The organism is Planctobacterium sp. R6, from assembly GCF_055755215.1.
Genome location: NZ_JBVTQY010000008.1, coordinates 105,501 through 122,304, shown reverse-complemented (window position 1 = coordinate 122,304; position 16,804 = coordinate 105,501). Strand labels below are relative to the sequence as shown.

Here is a 16,804-nt window from a genome sequence, read left to right as displayed (position 1 = left end):
TTGAATTGGTAAAATAATGACAACAATAACGCACTGCCTGCAACGCCTGCATCAACGCCTGTTACCCGTTAATTCGGGAACAGGTTATCTGCCCTATTTCTGGTTAATTTATCTCGCTATGTTTGTTTTACCACTGGGTTTTGGCGAGCGACCCTACTGGCACTATGTGGCCTGTATTGCAGTAATACCGGTATTTCTGACCCTGTACTTCTATACTTTTTGGCAAACGGGTAAACCGGTGTTGTTGTGCATTTTTAGCATACTTGGCCTGGGCCTGGCGACAGCCTGGTTTAACGCCGGCGCTTCTGTGTTTTTCGTTTACGCCGCGGCATTTTGTGTTCACTTTGGCACGGCGCGACAAGGATTGCTGTTGGTGCTGCTGATTGCCGCGACGGCAGCGCTGTACAGTTATGTTCTAAATATGCCGGGCTTTTTTTACTTACCCGCGGTTGTCATCAGTATTCTGATTGGCTCGGTAAACATTTACGAAGGTGAATTACGCAAGAAAAACCAACTACTTAAATTGTCCCAGGAAGAACTGCAAAAAATGGCAGCGACAGCCGAAAGAGAGCGCATCGCCCGCGACCTGCACGACGTGGTCGGACATACCTTCTCACTGATCACCGTCAAGGCACAACTGGCTCACAAACTGGCCGATATTGACCTTGAGCGCAGTAAGCAGGAACTAAAAGAGTTGGAACAATTAAGTCGTAAAGCCATGACCGAAGTCAGAGAAACCGTTCACCAGTATCAACAAAAAGATATGGCCAGCGAAATTAGCAAGGCCCGATTATTAACTGATGCCGCTGATATTCAATTCAGCAGTGAAGTGGGCGAATTTCCTGACCAAACCCATATTAACTGCACCCTGGCCTGGGTGATCCGCGAAGCCTTTACCAATATGGTTAAGCACTCTGATGCCACACAATGTCAGCTGAGTTTCCGTGATTCCGGCGATCAATATCAGCTGTTGATTCAGGACAATGGCAGCAAGACTCAGCGCATCGCCAGAGAAGGTTCTGGCCTGACCGGCATGCGCGAACGCATAATGGAATTGGGCGGACAACTCAATATTTCTCATCAATCAGGTTTCACCATTTCAGTAGAGGTTCCTCATGGCTGATTCAATCAAAATTATCATCGCAGAAGATCAGGCTATGTTGTTAGGTGCGGTGGCTACATTATTGGATCTGGAGTCAGATTTCGAGGTTGTGGCAAAAGCAAAAGATGGAGAAACCGCTTTGTCGCTGTGCGCGCAACATCATCCGGATGTGCTGTTAACCGACATTGAAATGCCGGGAATGTCAGGGATAGAACTGGCAGAGCAACTACAGAAAAACGGATTTACGGGGAAAGTCATGATACTGACGACGTTCGCCCGCAGTGGTTATTTACGTCGCGCAATGGATGCAGGTGTCAGAGGATACCTGTTAAAAGATGCTCCCAGCGAGGAACTGGCTGAGGCTATTCGCAAAGTAATTTCGGGGCGTAAAGTGATCGATCCGGAATTGGTGATGGAGGCCTTTGACGAAGCAGATCCGCTATCTGAAAAAGAGCGAAAAACCCTCAAACTGGCAGCGGATGGCCTAACTACCGAACAGATAGCAGACAAGCTGTTTTTATCTAAGGGAACTGTGCGTAACTACCTTTCCAGTGCCTCGGCTAAACTCAATGCCCAGAACCGCATTGAAGCGGCCAGGATTGCCAGACAAAGAGGCTGGCTGTAATAGCAATGCCAGCCCAATGTCCTGATGCTTATTGAGACGCCATTTCCATAAGCATCACAGGCGTAGCCAGTAGCGGTATGTCTGACTCGTCTTTACCAAACTCTGCGCGCTGAATCTCATCATCAGAGGAGCGCATAATGTAAAACATATAATTTGCAGCACGCCTGACAGCAATATCTGCTTTGCCATCGCCGTCATAATCTGCCGGCACCGGAATGTCAGCCTCCTGCTTACCAAAGTGATGGCGCTGGATGACATCATCCGAACTGTTCAGGATGTACCACATTTGCGTTGCAGGACGGCGCACTGCGATATCGGCCTTGCCGTCACCATCGTAATCCGCCGGAACCGGAATATCGGCCTCCTGTTTACCAAAATGAATGCGCTGAATTTCACCATCTGAACTATTCAGGATATACCACATTTGCGTTGACGGACGTCTGACCGCCAAATCGGCTTTGCCATCACCATCGTAGTCCGCCGGAACCGGAATATCGGCTTCCTGTTTTCCAAAATGAATGCGCTGAATTTCACCATCTGAGCTATTCAGGATATACCACATTTGCGTTGACGGACGGCGCACAGCGACATCGGTAATGCCATCACCATCATAATCAGCCGGCACGGGGATATCTTCCTGCTGCATACCAAATTCAATGCGCTGTAAATTATCATCGGAACTGTTTTGGATATACCACATACTGTTCGTAGGTCGTCTTACTGCTACATCGCTGACACCATCACCGTCAAAATCACCGACAACCGGAATATCAAACCCATCTTTACCGAAATAATGGCGCTGAATGTCATTGTTTTCAGAACTCAAAATATATTGCATGTAGGTTGAAGGCCTTCTGACGGCGATATCGGCTTTGCCGTCACCATCAAAATCACCTCGGGTGTAAACTGAAGCGGAAGCTGTCTGCAGCGCCTCATGCAGATTGGGCACCAACAGACTGGCTTTGCCATCGGTTGCTTCCCAAAAGTTATTGAGACGCTGATAATCGTCATGCTCAGTTTTAGTGAAGTTTTGCACCTGCCCTTCGTAGTTGTGCCACTCAGCCTGGCTCAATGGTTCCTTTGACAGCACCACAAACACCGTATCAAAACGGGTAACAGCTTCGTCAACTGCCGGTGTTCTTATACCATTTTCCTGCACCACTGTGTCCATGCTGATGTCATTGAAACTATCAATAATAAACAATGGATTGATATCCAGCTCGATCGGCGGGCTGGAAGGCTCTCTCAGTTCACCCACTGCGGTATATGGCAACAGGCCCATCAAATACAATTCAAGATTGCTGTAGCCGATAAAGTTATTGCCAGGTCCAATCCCCCTAAAGCCGGCAAATCCTTCAACACCGTCATTCAGCATATAAGTGGTGGTGTCGTCGTCCCCCATGCTGAGATCTTCTTCGTGCCATCCGCCAAGTTGACCGCCATTATTGAGCAATCCCCAATGAAAAGGCATCAATTCCGGCGCCATACACGCCACCCAACCTAACTGACGCATAGCATCCAGGCTACCCGTTAAATAGTTGCCCCAGCGATGCCCCAATTCATGCAGTGAAGGCCCGTGGATAATATCGTCAGCGGCGCCTAATACCACGACACTTTCCAGCTTATCACGGCTGCCATAAGCCTGAGCAAAGTCAAACATCCCCTGCCCAATGCCTTCAATGGCATTCTGGATCGGGGTGTGATAGCCATGAGGTGCCGGATATGGCGCATGTTCAGCTTCATTAAACACCAGAAACATAAACGTAAACTGGTCCTGCAGTTGGCTGTATACAGACTGGGTAATACGTTTCAGCGCAGCTTTTTGCGCCTCATCCCCCCGACCATTCCAGACATCATCATAGTCCTGCCAGTCGGCCACAACTAAATTTGCCACAGAGCCACTTTCATTGATGTACAGGATATCACCGTTATCATTGGTCAATTCAGTCATCGTTTGTTGCTCAAAAGGCTGGTAACCCTGGTCCGCCGAGGCACCGATATTGAAGTCTAAGCGATAGACCTGTTTGTCTGCATTGTCCCAGGGGCTTTCTGCATACTCAAAGTAATACAGATCATCGCCTTCACTGGCCAAAGCAAAAACCGAGGTAATGTTATCGGCGTTCGGCAGTGCAATCCCCTGATACCATTGTTGTTCGCGCGTATCGTAAATGTAACTTTGCCACAGAGAATTAGACACCATAGACCAGTCAGTAAGACCATAAACCAGAACCAGGTGGCCGACAGAAACCAGCTTTTTACTCACCAGTGGAACCGGAACCGATAAGGTGTTCCAGCCATTGGTTTGGGTATCGTACACATACAGGGTTTCGTTCGCGGTAACCCAGTCAGCCTCGGCGCTCAGATAGACCTTCCCCTCAACAAGGGTACTTGCTCTGAAAGGCTGGTCTGTGGGCGCTTCACTCACAACAGACCAGGTATCGGCAGCAATATCGTAAGCCTGTACTTCCTGCCGCCAGGTGGCAGTTTCTGCAACGTCAGTGTAGAAAAATCCGTCATCATCCAATCGTACCTGTGCCCGGTTAAAGGTATCAAACCCCCAGCCACCGAATACATACAGTTGCCCGTTTACCTGCTCTGCCATGGCATTTTCCCGCGCCAGCGGCGCCGCGCTTTGTTGACGCCATTCTCCGGTCACCGTGTCATAAGCCAGCGTATAATTAAGATTGTAGTTGACGAAATTGCCAGATCCCCCCACCGACAACAAGCGCCCCTGATATTCAGCCGTGGCGTTGCCCTTAAGAAAATTGCGTCCCATTGAGGTCTGTTCTGTCATGTCCCCCGTATTCAGATCCATTGATAAGACCTGATTTGTGGCACTACTGCCATCTGAGTAACCATTGCCAGCTACCCAGTACGCTGTATCTCCAATAATAAGCGGTAAATGGGGCTGATTGGGTTTTTCTCCGGCATAGCGTTTAATACCGGTCTGGCTGCTCAATAATGTCCATTCCGCTTCCAGCACATAAGGTTCAGGCGTGGTTTCCTGCGCCGTGACAGTAACAGCGATAAGTAGAATTGGTGTGAACACCAGACCTTTCACGATGTCATAAATAGCTTTTCGGCCGGGGTATTTACAGGTTACAGAGGGGTGCAAAATAATTCCCTTTATTGTCTTAAAAAACAACATCTTAAAGTTTTTTTTGAACAAGGTAAATGGGCACACCGATTAAATAAGGAGCAAATACATGCACACATTCAGGTGAAAACAAAAGTACATCGCGATTGTCATCAAAATTAACCAGGGGGCAGCAATCAGATAAGACAAACCAGTGCAGTAGAAAGCGCAATTTCGACAGTTTGACCCTGGCGTTTTCAATTTATGTCATTGCAACCCTGAGAATCACGAAAGTGCTTTTGAACAACACCAGTAACTGGCCACGGATTGCATTGACAGCAACCGGCCTGTTGCGCAAACAGCGGAGACGTTTTTTCTTCTTATAACAGTCACATAAAAGCGGTAAATTAACAAACCAGATGAAAATTTTGAAACCTGTACATCATTTAAACAGGACTAAAGTTTTAAGATTTAATTAACTTGACGTGTAATATTAATACCAAATAATCTGTAAGACTTTTCCTACACACCAAAACAGTCCTACTCCCGAACTGTGTAAAACAAACCACGGTGAACTTTTTAGCTATTTAAAACATCAACTTAGCACAACACAAAAAGCCTGCCATCGAAGTTTCTCATTATCACTGAGACAAACATTTAATTTAAATGCATTTAGCTTATTTCTTACCATAAATACTTTGCTAACCTTAATTCGTATGTCGTACGCAGTAAAAGAGACACAATTTATGCCGATAAAACCACTGAACAAACCGGGTGCGCAAGACCATTCAGCTGACGGAGAGCTGAGCTTTGTGTATGGGTGTAAAATCCTTTTAGTGGACGATGAACCAGTTACAACGGATATTTTAAGCGCCATGTTTGAGCCGCTGGGGTTTTACACCTTTGCCGTGAACAACAGCCTGATGGTATTGGACGCTCTGGAGGAATTTGAACCGGACTTAATCCTCCTCGATGTCAACATGCCCGGGCAATCCGGTTTTGAAATTAGCCGGCAATTAAAATCATCCCCCGTTTATCATCATATCCCGATCATTCTGCTTACCGCCATGGACGATCAGGAGGCCATCGTACAGGGGCTGTCATACGGCGTTCAGGATTACGTTACTAAGCCATTTCACAAGGCCGAACTCACAGCCCGAATAATAAATAATCTGCGTCTCAAAAAGCAGCAAGATTTTTGGCGACTGAATCAAAAAATCATTCACGATCAATTTGACCCAAAAGGCCTGCCGTTAAAATCCACCTTCTGCCAGTACCTGGAAAAAACGGTAGCCGGCAATGCTAATCCACTGACTCTGGCTATTTTTAGTGTTTACGCCATTAATGAAATTGTAGCGTCTTTAAAAGTTAAGGATGCCAAAGATATTATTGAATCGGCCATCTTCGAGCGCTTGCACAGCAATACGGAAATCAATGCGTTTTCAGGCAGTCTGGACGATGGCAAGTTTGGTATTATCTTTTTAAACGTTCCGGATCGCCTGGAATATTTATTGAAAAGCCTGCAACTTAGCCTGGAAAAAATGCTGTTAATAGGTGACAGCAAAATAAAGCTGAAGGTCAATGTTGGCTACTATCAGAGCCGGTGCATCAAAGAAGGCTGGCGAGATATACTGGAAAAAGCAGAAATCGCCTTGCTGGAAGCCAGCAAGCCAGAAACCCCCTCACTTACGCCCTATCACCCTGAAAGACAGGATGAATTTAACGAAAAATGGTGGATTTACGACAACCTGCAGGAGGCCATTACCAACGACGCACTGGATGTACACTATCAACCACAATTTAACCTGAACACTATGCAATGCTGCGGTTATGAAGCGCTGGCCAGATGGCAAAGTCTGCAAGACGGCTATATCAGCCCGGATAAGTTCATCCCCATTTCAGAACAATATGGTCTGATCACGCCGCTAAGCCAGCGTATATTTAACCAGTCTCTGCAGGAATTCTCTCTGTTACCCGCGCCTAAAATCGCCATCAATGTATCACCAATGCAACTCAGAGAATCGGACTTGCCCGGTTTGTTACAGGATTTGTTGCACAAACACCAATTGGAAATTGCGCAAGTAGAACTGGAACTCACCGAATCCACCATGATGGACCAACAGATAACCGCAGTCGTTGAACATCTGATGAAACTGGGCTTTAACATCGCAATCGATGACTTCGGCACCGGCTATTCCAATTTAAGCCTGCTGACCCAGTTACCTTTTTCTAAAGTGAAAATCGACCGTTCACTGATAAACGAAATTCATTGCTGTGAAAAGACCGAGGCTCTGGTGAGTTCAATCGTATCATTCAGCAAACGCATAGGCTTCGTGGTGTTGGCCGAAGGCGTTGAAACGCCCGATCAGGCTGACACTTTGAAAGCGCTAGGGGTTGACGAAGTGCAGGGTTACCTTTACGGCAAACCCAGTCCACTATCGGCCATCAGGCAAGCCATTAAACACTAAAATAAGCGCGTATCAGGTAAACAAAATTATTGCTAATTAAGCATAAAAGGGTAAATTAGAAGGCTAAAAGAAAACGGAATTTCACATGGATATTAATGCAACACTTTACGGAAAAGTCTTCCTGGTTCTGGCCATTTTCATGGCTGTATTTTGTTATTACTTTGGCAAAAGAAAAACACAAACGCCGGTAGTTACCTCGGTACTTGGATTTTTCACAGCGATATTCCCCCCCTTAGCCCTGGTCTTTTTGATTGTCCTGGTATTAAAAGATGATCTGCCGCCCAAAGATTAGCACCCTCACTTAGTCACCCAAAAACAGCTGTTATTCAAACAGTAGATCGGCGAGTAAATCCGTGTAGATATCTTCCAGTGTTACCAGATCCGAAATATGAATCCGCTCATTGATCTGATGGATGGTTTTGTTTGGCACTCCAACTTCTACCACCTGCGTGGTGTCACTGGCAAAAAAGCGTCCGTCAGAGGTCCCACCAGCGGTTGAAAGCACCGGAAATCTGCCAGTATTCTTTACAATCGCCTGCTCTACGGCTTTGATAAGACTATGGTGCTGATCAACATGCGTAAAATAAGGAACACATGGTCGTTCCCATTGAATTTCGACACCATCAACTACGGCATCTATGCGCGCCTGTAACAGTGCTGCCAGACTTGCCATATCGTAATCATGGTTGTAACGAATGTTGAAACAAATACGGCAGTTTGCCGGTACTATATTGTCTGTAAACTCACCGGAATCAATATGCGTTATTTGCAGACTGGTACCCGGAAAATCTTCACTTCCGGCATCCCAGTCAATGCTATTGATTGCATCAATGACTTTGGCCATTTTGTGAATCGCATTCTCAGCATATTGAGGATAGGCGACATGTCCCTGCTTACCTTTAACATGGATCCGGCCTGAAATGGCACCTCTTCGCCCCACTTTAATCGTGTCGCCGGTAACCGTTTTGGCGGTCGGTTCGCCAACAAGAACACAATCAACCTGAATGTTCTTTGCATCCAGCCAGGCTTTAATGGCTTTGCTGCCGAACTCCGCTTCCCCCTCTTCATCACTGGTAATAAACCACATAAATTTGTGATTCAGTTGCCGCGATAGTTTCAATACCCTTTCACAGGCCGCCAGCATCGCAGCCACCCCTGTTTTCATGTCTGCGGCACCCCGACCAATTAATTCACTATCCGTAATGGTGGGTTCAAAGGGCGGTGTGTGCCATCTTTCCAGAGGTCCGGGCGGGACAACATCCGTATGGCCTGCAAACGCGATCACCCGCTCGCCTTCTCCAATTTCTGCCACCAGGTTCTTTACCCCCTGTACTTCAAAAGCATGACAGGTAAACCCCAGTAACCGGAGCTTTTCCTGCAACCAGTCCTGACAGCCAGCATCCTCAGGGGTGATTGACTGTCGTGACATTAGCTCTACACTATAAAGTATCGAACGGGTCTGTCCGGCAATAGCAAAGCTGGTAAGTGGGTTAATCTCAGGAGTGTCAGGTGATAAAAACTGCGATTGAAAAGCTTCTGGTGCAAGGGGCATTGACATAAAATAGCGATCCCGTCTAACGTAACACCCGTATTAGACGCTGACCTGATGACAGACTGATTTCAAAGATGTAACACTTTTTTGAAAATCGACAGCGATGCACTACCACTGCCTTAATGATAATAACTAACCAGGGAGCCAGCCTTGATCCGATTTTTGTTTTTGATACCACTATTGCTGTGCCTGGGTTGGTTTGTTTACCTAAAACAAAATGGCTACACCCTGGAGCAAGGTAAAAAAGGCTTTATTTATATTTTGGTGATCAGTACTGCTATTGCCGCCTTCTATGGCATCTTGATTCCGCTCACCCACTAACAGAAACAAAAAGGAAGCCGCAGCTTCCTTTCTGAACACAAGTTATTAAGCCTGAGGCTAGGGCCCAACCAACGCCAGCAGAATGCCCGCTGCGACTGCTGAACCCAGTACACCAGCTACATTAGGCCCCATGGCGTGCATTAACAGGAAGTTGTGGGGATTGGCTTCCAGCCCGACTTTGTTCACCACCCGTGCCGCCATCGGAACCGCCGAAACACCGGCGGCGCCGATTAACGGATTAATCTTACCACCACTGAGCCTGCTCATCAGTTTTGCCATCATAACACCCGCTGCCGTACCAATTGAAAATGCCACAGCGCCCAGCGCTAAGATAGCTAAGGTTTCGCCGGTTAAGAATTTATCAGCAGATAACTTAGACCCTACCGCAAGACCCAGAAAAATAGTTGTGATGTTGATCAGCTCGTTTTGTGCCGTCTTGCTCAGGCGATCGACTACGCCACTTTCTCGCATCAGATTCCCCAAACAGAACATGCCAACTAAGGGTGTCGCGGTGGGCAAAAACAGAATCGTCAGGCCCAATACCGCCAACGGAAAAATGATCTTTTCCCGTTTACTGACGGTGCGCAGTTGCTGCATTTCGATCTTGCGTTCTTCCGGCGTCGTTAACGCCTTCATGATAGGAGGCTGAATAATGGGTACCAGCGCCATATAGGAGTAGGCCGCTACCGCTATTGCCCCCAATAAATGGTCGGCCAGTTGCGACGCCAGGAATATCGCGGTAGGTCCGTCAGCACCGCCAATAATCGCTATAGCGGCAGCTTCCTGCATAGTGAACTCCAGTCCGGGTACCAGATTGAGTAAAATTGCACCAAACAAGGTAGCGAAAATACCAAACTGCGCGGCCGCACCTAACAATAACATGCGCGGATTCGCGATAAGAGCGCCGAAATCCGTTAGCGCACCGACGCCCATAAAGATCAGCAACGGAAACACGGTAGAGCCAATACCCACCTCGTACACATAGTACAAGATCCCGCCTGGATCGGTGAAACCACCCAGTGGTATGTTTGTCAAAATAGCCCCGAAGCCGATCGGCAATAACAACAGCGGCTCGTATTTTCTGGCAATGGCCAGATAAAGAAGTAAAACCCCGACAGCCATCATCAGAAGTTGCCCCAGCTCAAAATTCGCCAGGGCGGTGGTTTCCCACAGTATTGTTAGTTTTTCCATTTAGCTGACTACCTTAAGCAAAAGTAAGCAGAGGTTGCCCGGCCTGCACAGCATCACCTTCTTTGACAGCGATACCGGCAACGGTGCCAGCTTTAACGGCCCGGACTTCGGTTTCCATTTTCATGGCTTCCATGATCAACACTACATCACCCGCATTTACTGCCTGCCCGGCAGAAACATTGATACGCACAATATTGCCTGCAAGGGGTGAATTTAATGGCTCAGCGTTCCCTTGGGAAGCGGCCGGAGCCGGAGCGGTAGGCGCGGCAGCGCCGGCTGCAGGTGCGATGTCTGTCAGGCTGCCATCCGGAGCCACTTCAACGCGATACACCTTGCCATCGACGCGCACAGAATAAGCCGCGCCCCCTGCAGAGTCAGACGTTGCTGGTGTTACCGCCGCGGGCTCTGCCTCGTTACCCGGAGCCGGTTCAAAAGCATCCGGATTATTGCGATTTTCCAGGAATTTCAGGCCAACCTGCGGAAACAACGCATACGTCAGCACATCGTCAATGGTATCCTGAGCCAGGTTGATATTTTTTTCAGCGGCAAGCGTGGACAGTTCTTCTTCAAGTTTGCTTAATTCAGCGTCCAACACGTCGGCAGGACGACAGGTAATGGGTTCCGCGCCCTCCAGCACACGCGCCTGTAACTCTTTGTTTACCGGTGCTGCGGTTGCGCCATATTCACCTTTCAACACCCCTGCGGTTTCTTTGGTGATGCTCTTATAGCGCTCGCCCGTCAGTACATTCAGCACCGACTGGGTACCCACGATTTGTGACGTAGGTGTCACCAGTGGAATAAAGCCCAAATCTTCGCGCACTTTCGGGATTTCCTGTAACACTTCGTCCAGCTTATCTGCTGCGCCTTGCTCGCGTAACTGGTTTTCCATGTTGGTTAACATGCCACCCGGTACCTGAGCAATCAAAATACGGGAGTCAACGCCCTTCAAACTGCCTTCAAATTTTGCATATTTTTTGCGAACTTCTCTGAAGTAGGCGGCGATCTCTTCCAGTAATCCCAGATCCAGACCTGTGTCACGCTCGGTATTTTCTACAATGGACACCATGGTTTCGGTGGCACTGTGCCCATAGGTCATACTCATTGAAGAAATAGCGGTATCCAGCATATCGATACCGGCATCAATGGCTTTTTGATAAGTGGCGGTACTTAGCCCGGTGGTGGCGTGACATTGCATTGCAATTGGGACAGAAACCGTTTCTTTCAGTCGGGTAATTAATTCTTCACACTCGTAGGGCTTCAACAAGCCCGCCATGTCTTTAATGCAGATGGAGTGAACACCCAGATCCTCCAGCTGTTTAGCCATATCCATCCACAACGACAAGGTATGCACCGGACTCACGGTGTAGGACATAGTGCCCTGAGCATGAGCGCCAACCTGAATAGCCGCCTTTACGGCGGTTTGCAGATTGCGCATGTCGTTCATGGCATCAAAAATACGAAAGACATCTACCCCATTTTGGTGGGCGCGCTCAACGAACTTTTCCACCACATCATCAGCATAGTGGCGATAGCCGAGTAAGTTTTGTCCACGCAACAACATTTGCTGCTTTGTATTGGGCATGGCTGCCTTCAGTTTTCTGATGCGCTCCCAGGGATCTTCGCCCAGATAACGAATACAGGAATCAAAGGTTGCTCCACCCCATGATTCCATCGACCAGTAACCAACCTGATCAAGTTTCGCTGCAATCGGCAACATATCTTCGATACGCATACGGGTAGCCAGTAATGACTGATGCGCATCTCTTAAAACCAGCTCCGTTAAGGCCAATGGTTTTGCCATAATTTGTTCCTCTCCAACAAGTGATGCTTTTTATAATTTGGTGGCTGTCGAACCACGTTCAGTTTGGTTACTGATTATTATTTTTTATTACGGTATTGATGTATTGCACTGCTAATCGCAGCGACAACCTGAGGGCTAACCTCATTATTTTGGGTTGCTGTAGCAGATACTGCTGACGCACCTTGCGCCAGTTCAGTGTCGGGAAATTTGTTGCAAATCCATTCGATCAAATGAATTGCGCCAATTAATATGGTCAGAAACACAAAAACAACCGACATACCTACCAGTAGTAGCACGGCTGAATCCGTTAAAATTGTAGAAATATCGTTATTCATAGAAAACCACTTTTTTCGCGACAAACCCGCATATTAACCAGACAAGTGCCTAAAAGACAAACAAAAGTGCTGAATATCACAGCGAATCAAGTGATGTTTTATGCACTTTTTAAGCATAATTAATCACTTCTGATTCTTGACAGTCTGTGCTGATTTATTTTGCTCTGTTGAGTGTAGAAAAGCCCGTCTGTTCCTGCAATATTAGCCATGACATAGTTTGTAACAGCTGCGGGCACAGATAATCGAAACTCTCAGCGACTATTTTAGTCCAAGTTTAAAATCGACTAACGGATACCTGAAATGCTAAAAAAACTACAATCTGTCTGGATCAACAACCGCGTCTTTGTGCTATTTATCGCCTTAATGATTGTGTTTCGCAGCGCAGTAGCCGACTGGAACCACGTGCCAACCGGCTCGATGCAACCTTCAATTCAAATCGGCGATCAGATTACTGTAGACAAACTGGCTTATGATGTACGGCTGCCATTAACGCACATATCTTTACAGGCGCTCAACGAACCTCAACCCGGTGACGTGGTGATATTTGATTCTCAGGTTTCTGATAAACGCTTGGTTAAACGCGTGATTGCGATCCCCGGCGATCAGGTTGCCATGCGCAACAACCAGTTAATAATCAACGGCAACCCCCTGCGCTACGACACTCTGAGGGAAGAAGGCAACATCCAGATCCTGACTGAACATTTACACGGCACACAGCACACCATTCAGATCCGAAAAAATCCATCTAAATGGGCGAACTTTACCGAAGTTACCGTACCGGCCAATCACTTTCTGGTGTTGGGTGATAATCGGGATAATAGTGCAGATTCTCGTGCCATTGGCTTTGTTCCGCGCCATGAGATAGTCGGTAAAGCGGAAACCGTGGCCTTTTCACTGGATTACGACCATTATTATCTGCCGCGCCTCAATCGTATAATTACGCCAATTGACAAGATTTAGCGAGCAAGGCGCTAAACAGCGCCACATTTTCGCGCTAAACTTGCATTGAGTTCTCTGTTTTTGGTGGTCACATGACAGCGTTACGGCACGCCACTTGTTTCCTGTTTATACCTGGTTTGTGCCTTCTTTTGCAGGGTTTTGCTGAAGCCCAAGTGCTGAACACAACTCAAAAAACCTATAAACTGGGGGTGCAAAATTTCGATTATTTCCCTCATTACAATTTTATCGATAACAGCAACGACTCCTATTTAGAAGAATTGATTACCCTGTTCACGCTAAAAACAAATATACGCTTAGAAGCGGTTCCCCTGCCCACAAAGCGCCTTGAATATGCGTTTTTTGAAAACCTTGAACTGGATGTTATTTACCCCGCTAATTCACGTTGGTACCAGTCAAAAAAGCAAGATATTATTTACAGTGATACCTTCATTGTTTCAGTTGCTGGTACAATGGTGCGGGAGCCTGGAATTCCGGCTGACAAAATACGCTCGGTAAGCATTCCTTTTGGTTTTACCCCTGTCAAATGGATTCAGGATGAGCGCACCCGACAGGTTCAAATCTTCGGTGTGCCAACAGCCAATATGGCATTGCAGATGGTCGCAGCCAACAGAACCCAGGCAGCGGATGTTGAATTCAATGTGGCACAGCACCTGAATATTATGATGGGTCACGGTTTGGTCTTAGATCCAGACCTGCCATTGTCATTTCCTGAGTTTCAATTTGCCAGCATCAAGCACCTTGAACTAATCGCACTGCTGAACGCTTTTTTAATGGAAAATAAGGAAGAAATTGCCAACCTGAAACGCAACCTGAACCTCAGAGAATCGGTTGACTGAATACACCTCGTAGAAAATCGAGCAACAATTAAAATGAAAATACTAGCTATGGACCTGAAGGTCTGTTGAGGAGATTACAATAATGAAAAAACAATTACTTGCGTTACTGAGCTGCCTGTTGCTACTCAATCTGAGCGGCTGCGTTGCGGTTGCCGTAGTTGATGCTGCAGTTGGTGTGACAACGACCGTTGTTGAAGGCACTGTGGATGTGGTTGATGCGGTGACACCTGATGTGTTCTCAGATGATGAGGATGACAACGAAGACGAGGACGAGGACGAAGAGTAACCGGTTAATACAAGCCGTACATTTGTAATGACTGAAGCAGTTTTTCCTGAGAGACGGGTTTCTTAATGAAATCCAGTGCCCCAAGACCCAGTACCCGTTCTCTCATCAAAGGCTGTACATCTCCTGATACAACAATCACAAACACTTCCAGTTTTTCCGCCCGAATCGCTTCCAGTACTTCTACGCCGTCCATCACAGGCATGGTCAGGTCCAGGAATAATATCGTAATATCCTGAGTGCGCAGTAATTCCATTGCCTCCTGACCGTGGCCAGCCATGTATATTTCCGACGCCAGCCCATCAGGTAAGCTGCGTTCAACAGACTTGCGCCCAAGTTTAGAATCGTCACAAATTAAAACGGGAAAACTCATGCCTTATCGGGACTTCCATTATTGATTTATTAATATTATTGTCAGGTAATACCAGTTTTGGCCTGCGTTAACATACCAGCGGAATTTCACATGTCAATCAAGCAAATTACCACCTCAAAAATTGCCTATGAAATCCTGAAAGGATTTGAGAAGAGTTTCCGTTTGTACAACCGCATTACCGCCGAAGCCCAAAAGCGCTTTGAAACAGCCCAATGGCAAGCCTGCCAGCGGGCATCGAAAGAACGCATCTCGCTGTACGAAAAAAGCCTGTCAGAAACCGTTGCGCAACTTTATGAGCTGTTTTTACCGCAACAGCAAAGCCTGACTTTCTGGCAGCAATTGAAGCAGGATTTTATTCTGCAACTGGATGACCACCCGCAGTTTGAATTGGCCGAGACATTTTATAACTCAGTCATTGGCCGGATTTTTAAACATCAAAAAATTGATAACGACATGATGTTTGTATTGCCAAGCCGCTGCTATTTATCAGGCTTCAACCGCCCCAGAGTGATCAATACCTTTTGCACCGATAGCACCGTTAAATCCACCCTGCAGCAAATGTTTACTCATTATCGCTTCAACGTGCCTTTTGAAGACTATCAGCGGGATTTACACAACCTCACCAGCGCCATCAAACAACGGCTCAGCATCAGAGAACTGACCCGGGTTCAACGGGTCGAAATGCTGCAGTCCGAGTTTTTCCGTGGCCGGGCCGCCTATCTGGTCGGTCGAATTTGCTTTGCCGACCACTATAAGCCATTTGTGGTAGCCCTGCTGATGAGTGACCAGGGTGAGTTATATGTTGATACCTTGCTCACTGAAAAGCGCGATCTGAGCGTTCTGTTTGGCTTTGCCAGGGCCTATTTTATGGTGGACACCCAATACCCTGCGGAAGTCGTGGCCTTTTTACATGAGTTGCTACCCAACAAAAAACACTTTGAATTGTATACCTCGCTGGGTTTTTACAAGCACGGAAAAACCGTGTTTTACCGCAATTTTTTACAACACCTGGATGAGTCAGACGACCAGTTTGAAATCGCCCCCGGGATACGGGGCCTGGTGATGATGTGTTTTCACCTGCCATCCTACGGCGTGGTGATAAAAATCATTAAAGATGAATTCGCGGAAAGCAAAAAAATTACTCGCCAACACGTGATTGACTGCTACAAACTGGTCAAATCACATGACCGAATCGGACGCATGGCAGATACTCATGAGTTTGCCAACTTCCGGCTTCCTAAAAACCGAATTCACCCTGACCTGCTGCAAGAGTTACTGGATACCTGTAAAAACAGTATTGAAATACTGGATGACGAGGTACTGATCAAACATCTGTACATTGAACGTAAAATGACGCCGTTAAATCTCTACCTGGCAAGCGAAACTGATGCAGACAATATCCGCAATGCCATTCAGGATTTAGGGCTGGCCATCAAACAAATCGCTGCAGCGAATATCTTTCCCGGTGATATGTTGCATAAGAACTTTGGCATCACCCGACATGGACGAGTGATATTTTACGACTATGATGAAATTTGCTACATGTCTGAACGCAATTTCAGAAAGTTACCGCACTCTGATGATCCCTACGCCCTGGATACCTTATCAGTGGCACCGAATGATGTTTTTCCGGAGCAATTTGAGCACTTTATAATTGGAAAGCGCGAACTCAAGGCCATTTTTAAAACGTTACACGCTGACTTGTTCACCCCTGAATATTGGCAGCAAGTTCAGAAGCAGGTAGCCAATGGCGATATTATTCATGTGAACCCCTACCCTGAAGAAGCCAAATTTCCCCGTCAGGCTCTGCAAAAGCAGGCCTGAATGGGAGACCATGTCAGATGATACCGAACTACAACCTACGCAATGGCTTAGGTTTCA

General features: G+C 47.0%; 15 protein-coding genes. 9 read left to right on the top strand and 6 right to left on the bottom strand.

Annotated elements, in window-relative coordinates; translation table 11 throughout:
* The first annotated feature begins 16 nt into the window (after positions 1 to 16).
* On the top strand, positions 17 to 1,123 hold the full coding sequence (locus tag AC0J20_RS07710; RefSeq protein WP_473021246.1) for a sensor histidine kinase: 1,107 nt from the start codon (positions 17 to 19) through the stop codon (positions 1,121 to 1,123).
* Positions 1,116 to 1,727, top strand: a complete 612-nt coding sequence (locus tag AC0J20_RS07705; RefSeq protein ID WP_473021245.1) for a response regulator — start codon at positions 1,116 to 1,118, stop codon at positions 1,725 to 1,727. Before AC0J20_RS07710 ends, AC0J20_RS07705 begins: the two co-directional genes overlap by 8 nt.
* Before the next feature lie 28 nt (positions 1,728 to 1,755).
* Here AC0J20_RS07705 and AC0J20_RS07700 read toward each other — a convergent pair whose 3' ends face one another.
* Positions 1,756 to 4,842, bottom strand: a complete 3,087-nt coding sequence (locus tag AC0J20_RS07700; protein WP_473021244.1) for an FG-GAP-like repeat-containing protein — start codon at positions 4,840 to 4,842, stop codon at positions 1,756 to 1,758.
* A gap of 707 nt (positions 4,843 to 5,549) precedes the next feature.
* Between AC0J20_RS07700 and AC0J20_RS07695 the strand changes: the two genes are divergently transcribed.
* Together AC0J20_RS07695 and AC0J20_RS07690 are read left to right on the top strand one after the other, a co-directional pair.
* Complete coding sequence (locus AC0J20_RS07695) at positions 5,550 to 7,271, top strand: EAL domain-containing protein (protein WP_473021243.1); 1,722 nt, start codon at positions 5,550 to 5,552, stop codon at positions 7,269 to 7,271.
* 85 nt (positions 7,272 to 7,356) lie between these two features.
* Positions 7,357 to 7,563 carry a hypothetical protein gene (locus tag AC0J20_RS07690; RefSeq protein ID WP_473021242.1) on the top strand — a complete coding sequence of 69 codons (207 nt, stop codon included), beginning with the start codon at positions 7,357 to 7,359 and terminating at the stop codon, positions 7,561 to 7,563.
* A gap of 30 nt (positions 7,564 to 7,593) precedes the next feature.
* Here the strand turns inward: AC0J20_RS07690 and dapE are convergent, their stop codons facing one another.
* Positions 7,594 to 8,829 (bottom strand): succinyl-diaminopimelate desuccinylase, encoded by a 1,236-nt coding sequence (gene dapE / locus AC0J20_RS07685; RefSeq protein WP_473021241.1) that lies wholly within the window; start codon positions 8,827 to 8,829, stop codon positions 7,594 to 7,596.
* A gap of 144 nt (positions 8,830 to 8,973) precedes the next feature.
* On the opposite strand from dapE, the gene AC0J20_RS07680 reads away from it, so the two are divergent.
* Complete coding sequence (locus AC0J20_RS07680; protein ID WP_229528675.1) at positions 8,974 to 9,144, top strand: hypothetical protein; 171 nt, start codon at positions 8,974 to 8,976, stop codon at positions 9,142 to 9,144.
* A 57-nt stretch (positions 9,145 to 9,201) separates the two neighbouring features.
* On the opposite strand, the gene AC0J20_RS07675 is transcribed toward AC0J20_RS07680, so the two are convergent.
* The 3 genes from AC0J20_RS07675 to AC0J20_RS07665 all read right to left on the bottom strand — a co-directional run bounded on the left by AC0J20_RS07675 (position 9,202) and on the right by AC0J20_RS07665 (position 12,471).
* Entirely contained in the window at positions 9,202 to 10,335 is a 1,134-nt protein-coding gene (locus AC0J20_RS07675; RefSeq protein ID WP_229528674.1) for a sodium ion-translocating decarboxylase subunit beta, read from the bottom strand.
* 13 nt (positions 10,336 to 10,348) lie between these two features.
* Positions 10,349 to 12,136: a sodium-extruding oxaloacetate decarboxylase subunit alpha gene (gene oadA / locus AC0J20_RS07670; RefSeq protein WP_473021240.1), complete on the bottom strand. Its 1,788-nt coding sequence runs from the start codon at positions 12,134 to 12,136 to the stop codon at positions 10,349 to 10,351.
* A gap of 77 nt (positions 12,137 to 12,213) precedes the next feature.
* The gene (locus AC0J20_RS07665) at positions 12,214 to 12,471 is read right to left on the bottom strand and encodes an OadG family protein (protein WP_473021239.1); all 258 of its coding nucleotides are present in this window, start codon (positions 12,469 to 12,471) and stop codon (positions 12,214 to 12,216) included.
* Between the two features lie 300 nt (positions 12,472 to 12,771).
* Here AC0J20_RS07665 and lepB point away from each other — a divergent pair, with 300 nt between their 5' ends.
* From lepB to AC0J20_RS07650, 3 genes are all read left to right on the top strand, one after another.
* Entirely contained in the window at positions 12,772 to 13,431 is a 660-nt protein-coding gene (gene lepB, locus AC0J20_RS07660; protein ID WP_473021238.1) for a signal peptidase I, read from the top strand.
* Positions 13,432 to 13,583: 152 nt separating this feature from the next.
* A complete protein-coding gene (locus tag AC0J20_RS07655) occupies positions 13,584 to 14,267 on the top strand; it encodes a type 2 periplasmic-binding domain-containing protein (RefSeq protein WP_473021237.1) in 684 nt (227 codons plus the stop codon).
* 82 nt (positions 14,268 to 14,349) lie between these two features.
* A complete protein-coding gene (locus AC0J20_RS07650; protein ID WP_473021236.1) occupies positions 14,350 to 14,553 on the top strand; it encodes an NF038104 family lipoprotein in 204 nt (67 codons plus the stop codon).
* Positions 14,554 to 14,557: 4 nt separating this feature from the next.
* Here AC0J20_RS07650 and AC0J20_RS07645 read toward each other — a convergent pair whose 3' ends face one another.
* On the bottom strand, positions 14,558 to 14,923 hold the full coding sequence (locus AC0J20_RS07645) for a response regulator (RefSeq protein ID WP_229528668.1): 366 nt from the start codon (positions 14,921 to 14,923) through the stop codon (positions 14,558 to 14,560).
* A 90-nt stretch (positions 14,924 to 15,013) separates the two neighbouring features.
* On the opposite strand from AC0J20_RS07645, the gene aceK reads away from it, so the two are divergent.
* The gene (gene aceK / locus AC0J20_RS07640) at positions 15,014 to 16,747 is read left to right on the top strand and encodes a bifunctional isocitrate dehydrogenase kinase/phosphatase (RefSeq protein WP_473021235.1); all 1,734 of its coding nucleotides are present in this window, start codon (positions 15,014 to 15,016) and stop codon (positions 16,745 to 16,747) included.
* Positions 16,748 to 16,804 lie beyond the last annotated feature (57 nt).

Coding starts and splice junctions, on each gene's coding strand:
- AC0J20_RS07665 (WP_473021239.1), bottom strand. CDS start 12,471: ATGAATAACGATATTTCTACAATTTTAACGGATTCAGCCGTGCTACTA.
- AC0J20_RS07705 (WP_473021245.1), top strand. CDS start 1,116: ATGGCTGATTCAATCAAAATTATCATCGCAGAAGATCAGGCTATGTTG.
- aceK (WP_473021235.1), top strand. CDS start 15,014: ATGTCAATCAAGCAAATTACCACCTCAAAAATTGCCTATGAAATCCTG.
- AC0J20_RS07695 (WP_473021243.1), top strand. CDS start 5,550: ATGCCGATAAAACCACTGAACAAACCGGGTGCGCAAGACCATTCAGCT.
- AC0J20_RS07645 (WP_229528668.1), bottom strand. CDS start 14,923: ATGAGTTTTCCCGTTTTAATTTGTGACGATTCTAAACTTGGGCGCAAG.
- AC0J20_RS07690 (WP_473021242.1), top strand. CDS start 7,357: ATGGATATTAATGCAACACTTTACGGAAAAGTCTTCCTGGTTCTGGCC.
- oadA (WP_473021240.1), bottom strand. CDS start 12,136: ATGGCAAAACCATTGGCCTTAACGGAGCTGGTTTTAAGAGATGCGCAT.
- lepB (WP_473021238.1), top strand. CDS start 12,772: ATGCTAAAAAAACTACAATCTGTCTGGATCAACAACCGCGTCTTTGTG.
- AC0J20_RS07650 (WP_473021236.1), top strand. CDS start 14,350: ATGAAAAAACAATTACTTGCGTTACTGAGCTGCCTGTTGCTACTCAAT.
- AC0J20_RS07710 (WP_473021246.1), top strand. CDS start 17: ATGACAACAATAACGCACTGCCTGCAACGCCTGCATCAACGCCTGTTA.
- AC0J20_RS07675 (WP_229528674.1), bottom strand. CDS start 10,335: ATGGAAAAACTAACAATACTGTGGGAAACCACCGCCCTGGCGAATTTT.
- dapE (WP_473021241.1), bottom strand. CDS start 8,829: ATGTCAATGCCCCTTGCACCAGAAGCTTTTCAATCGCAGTTTTTATCA.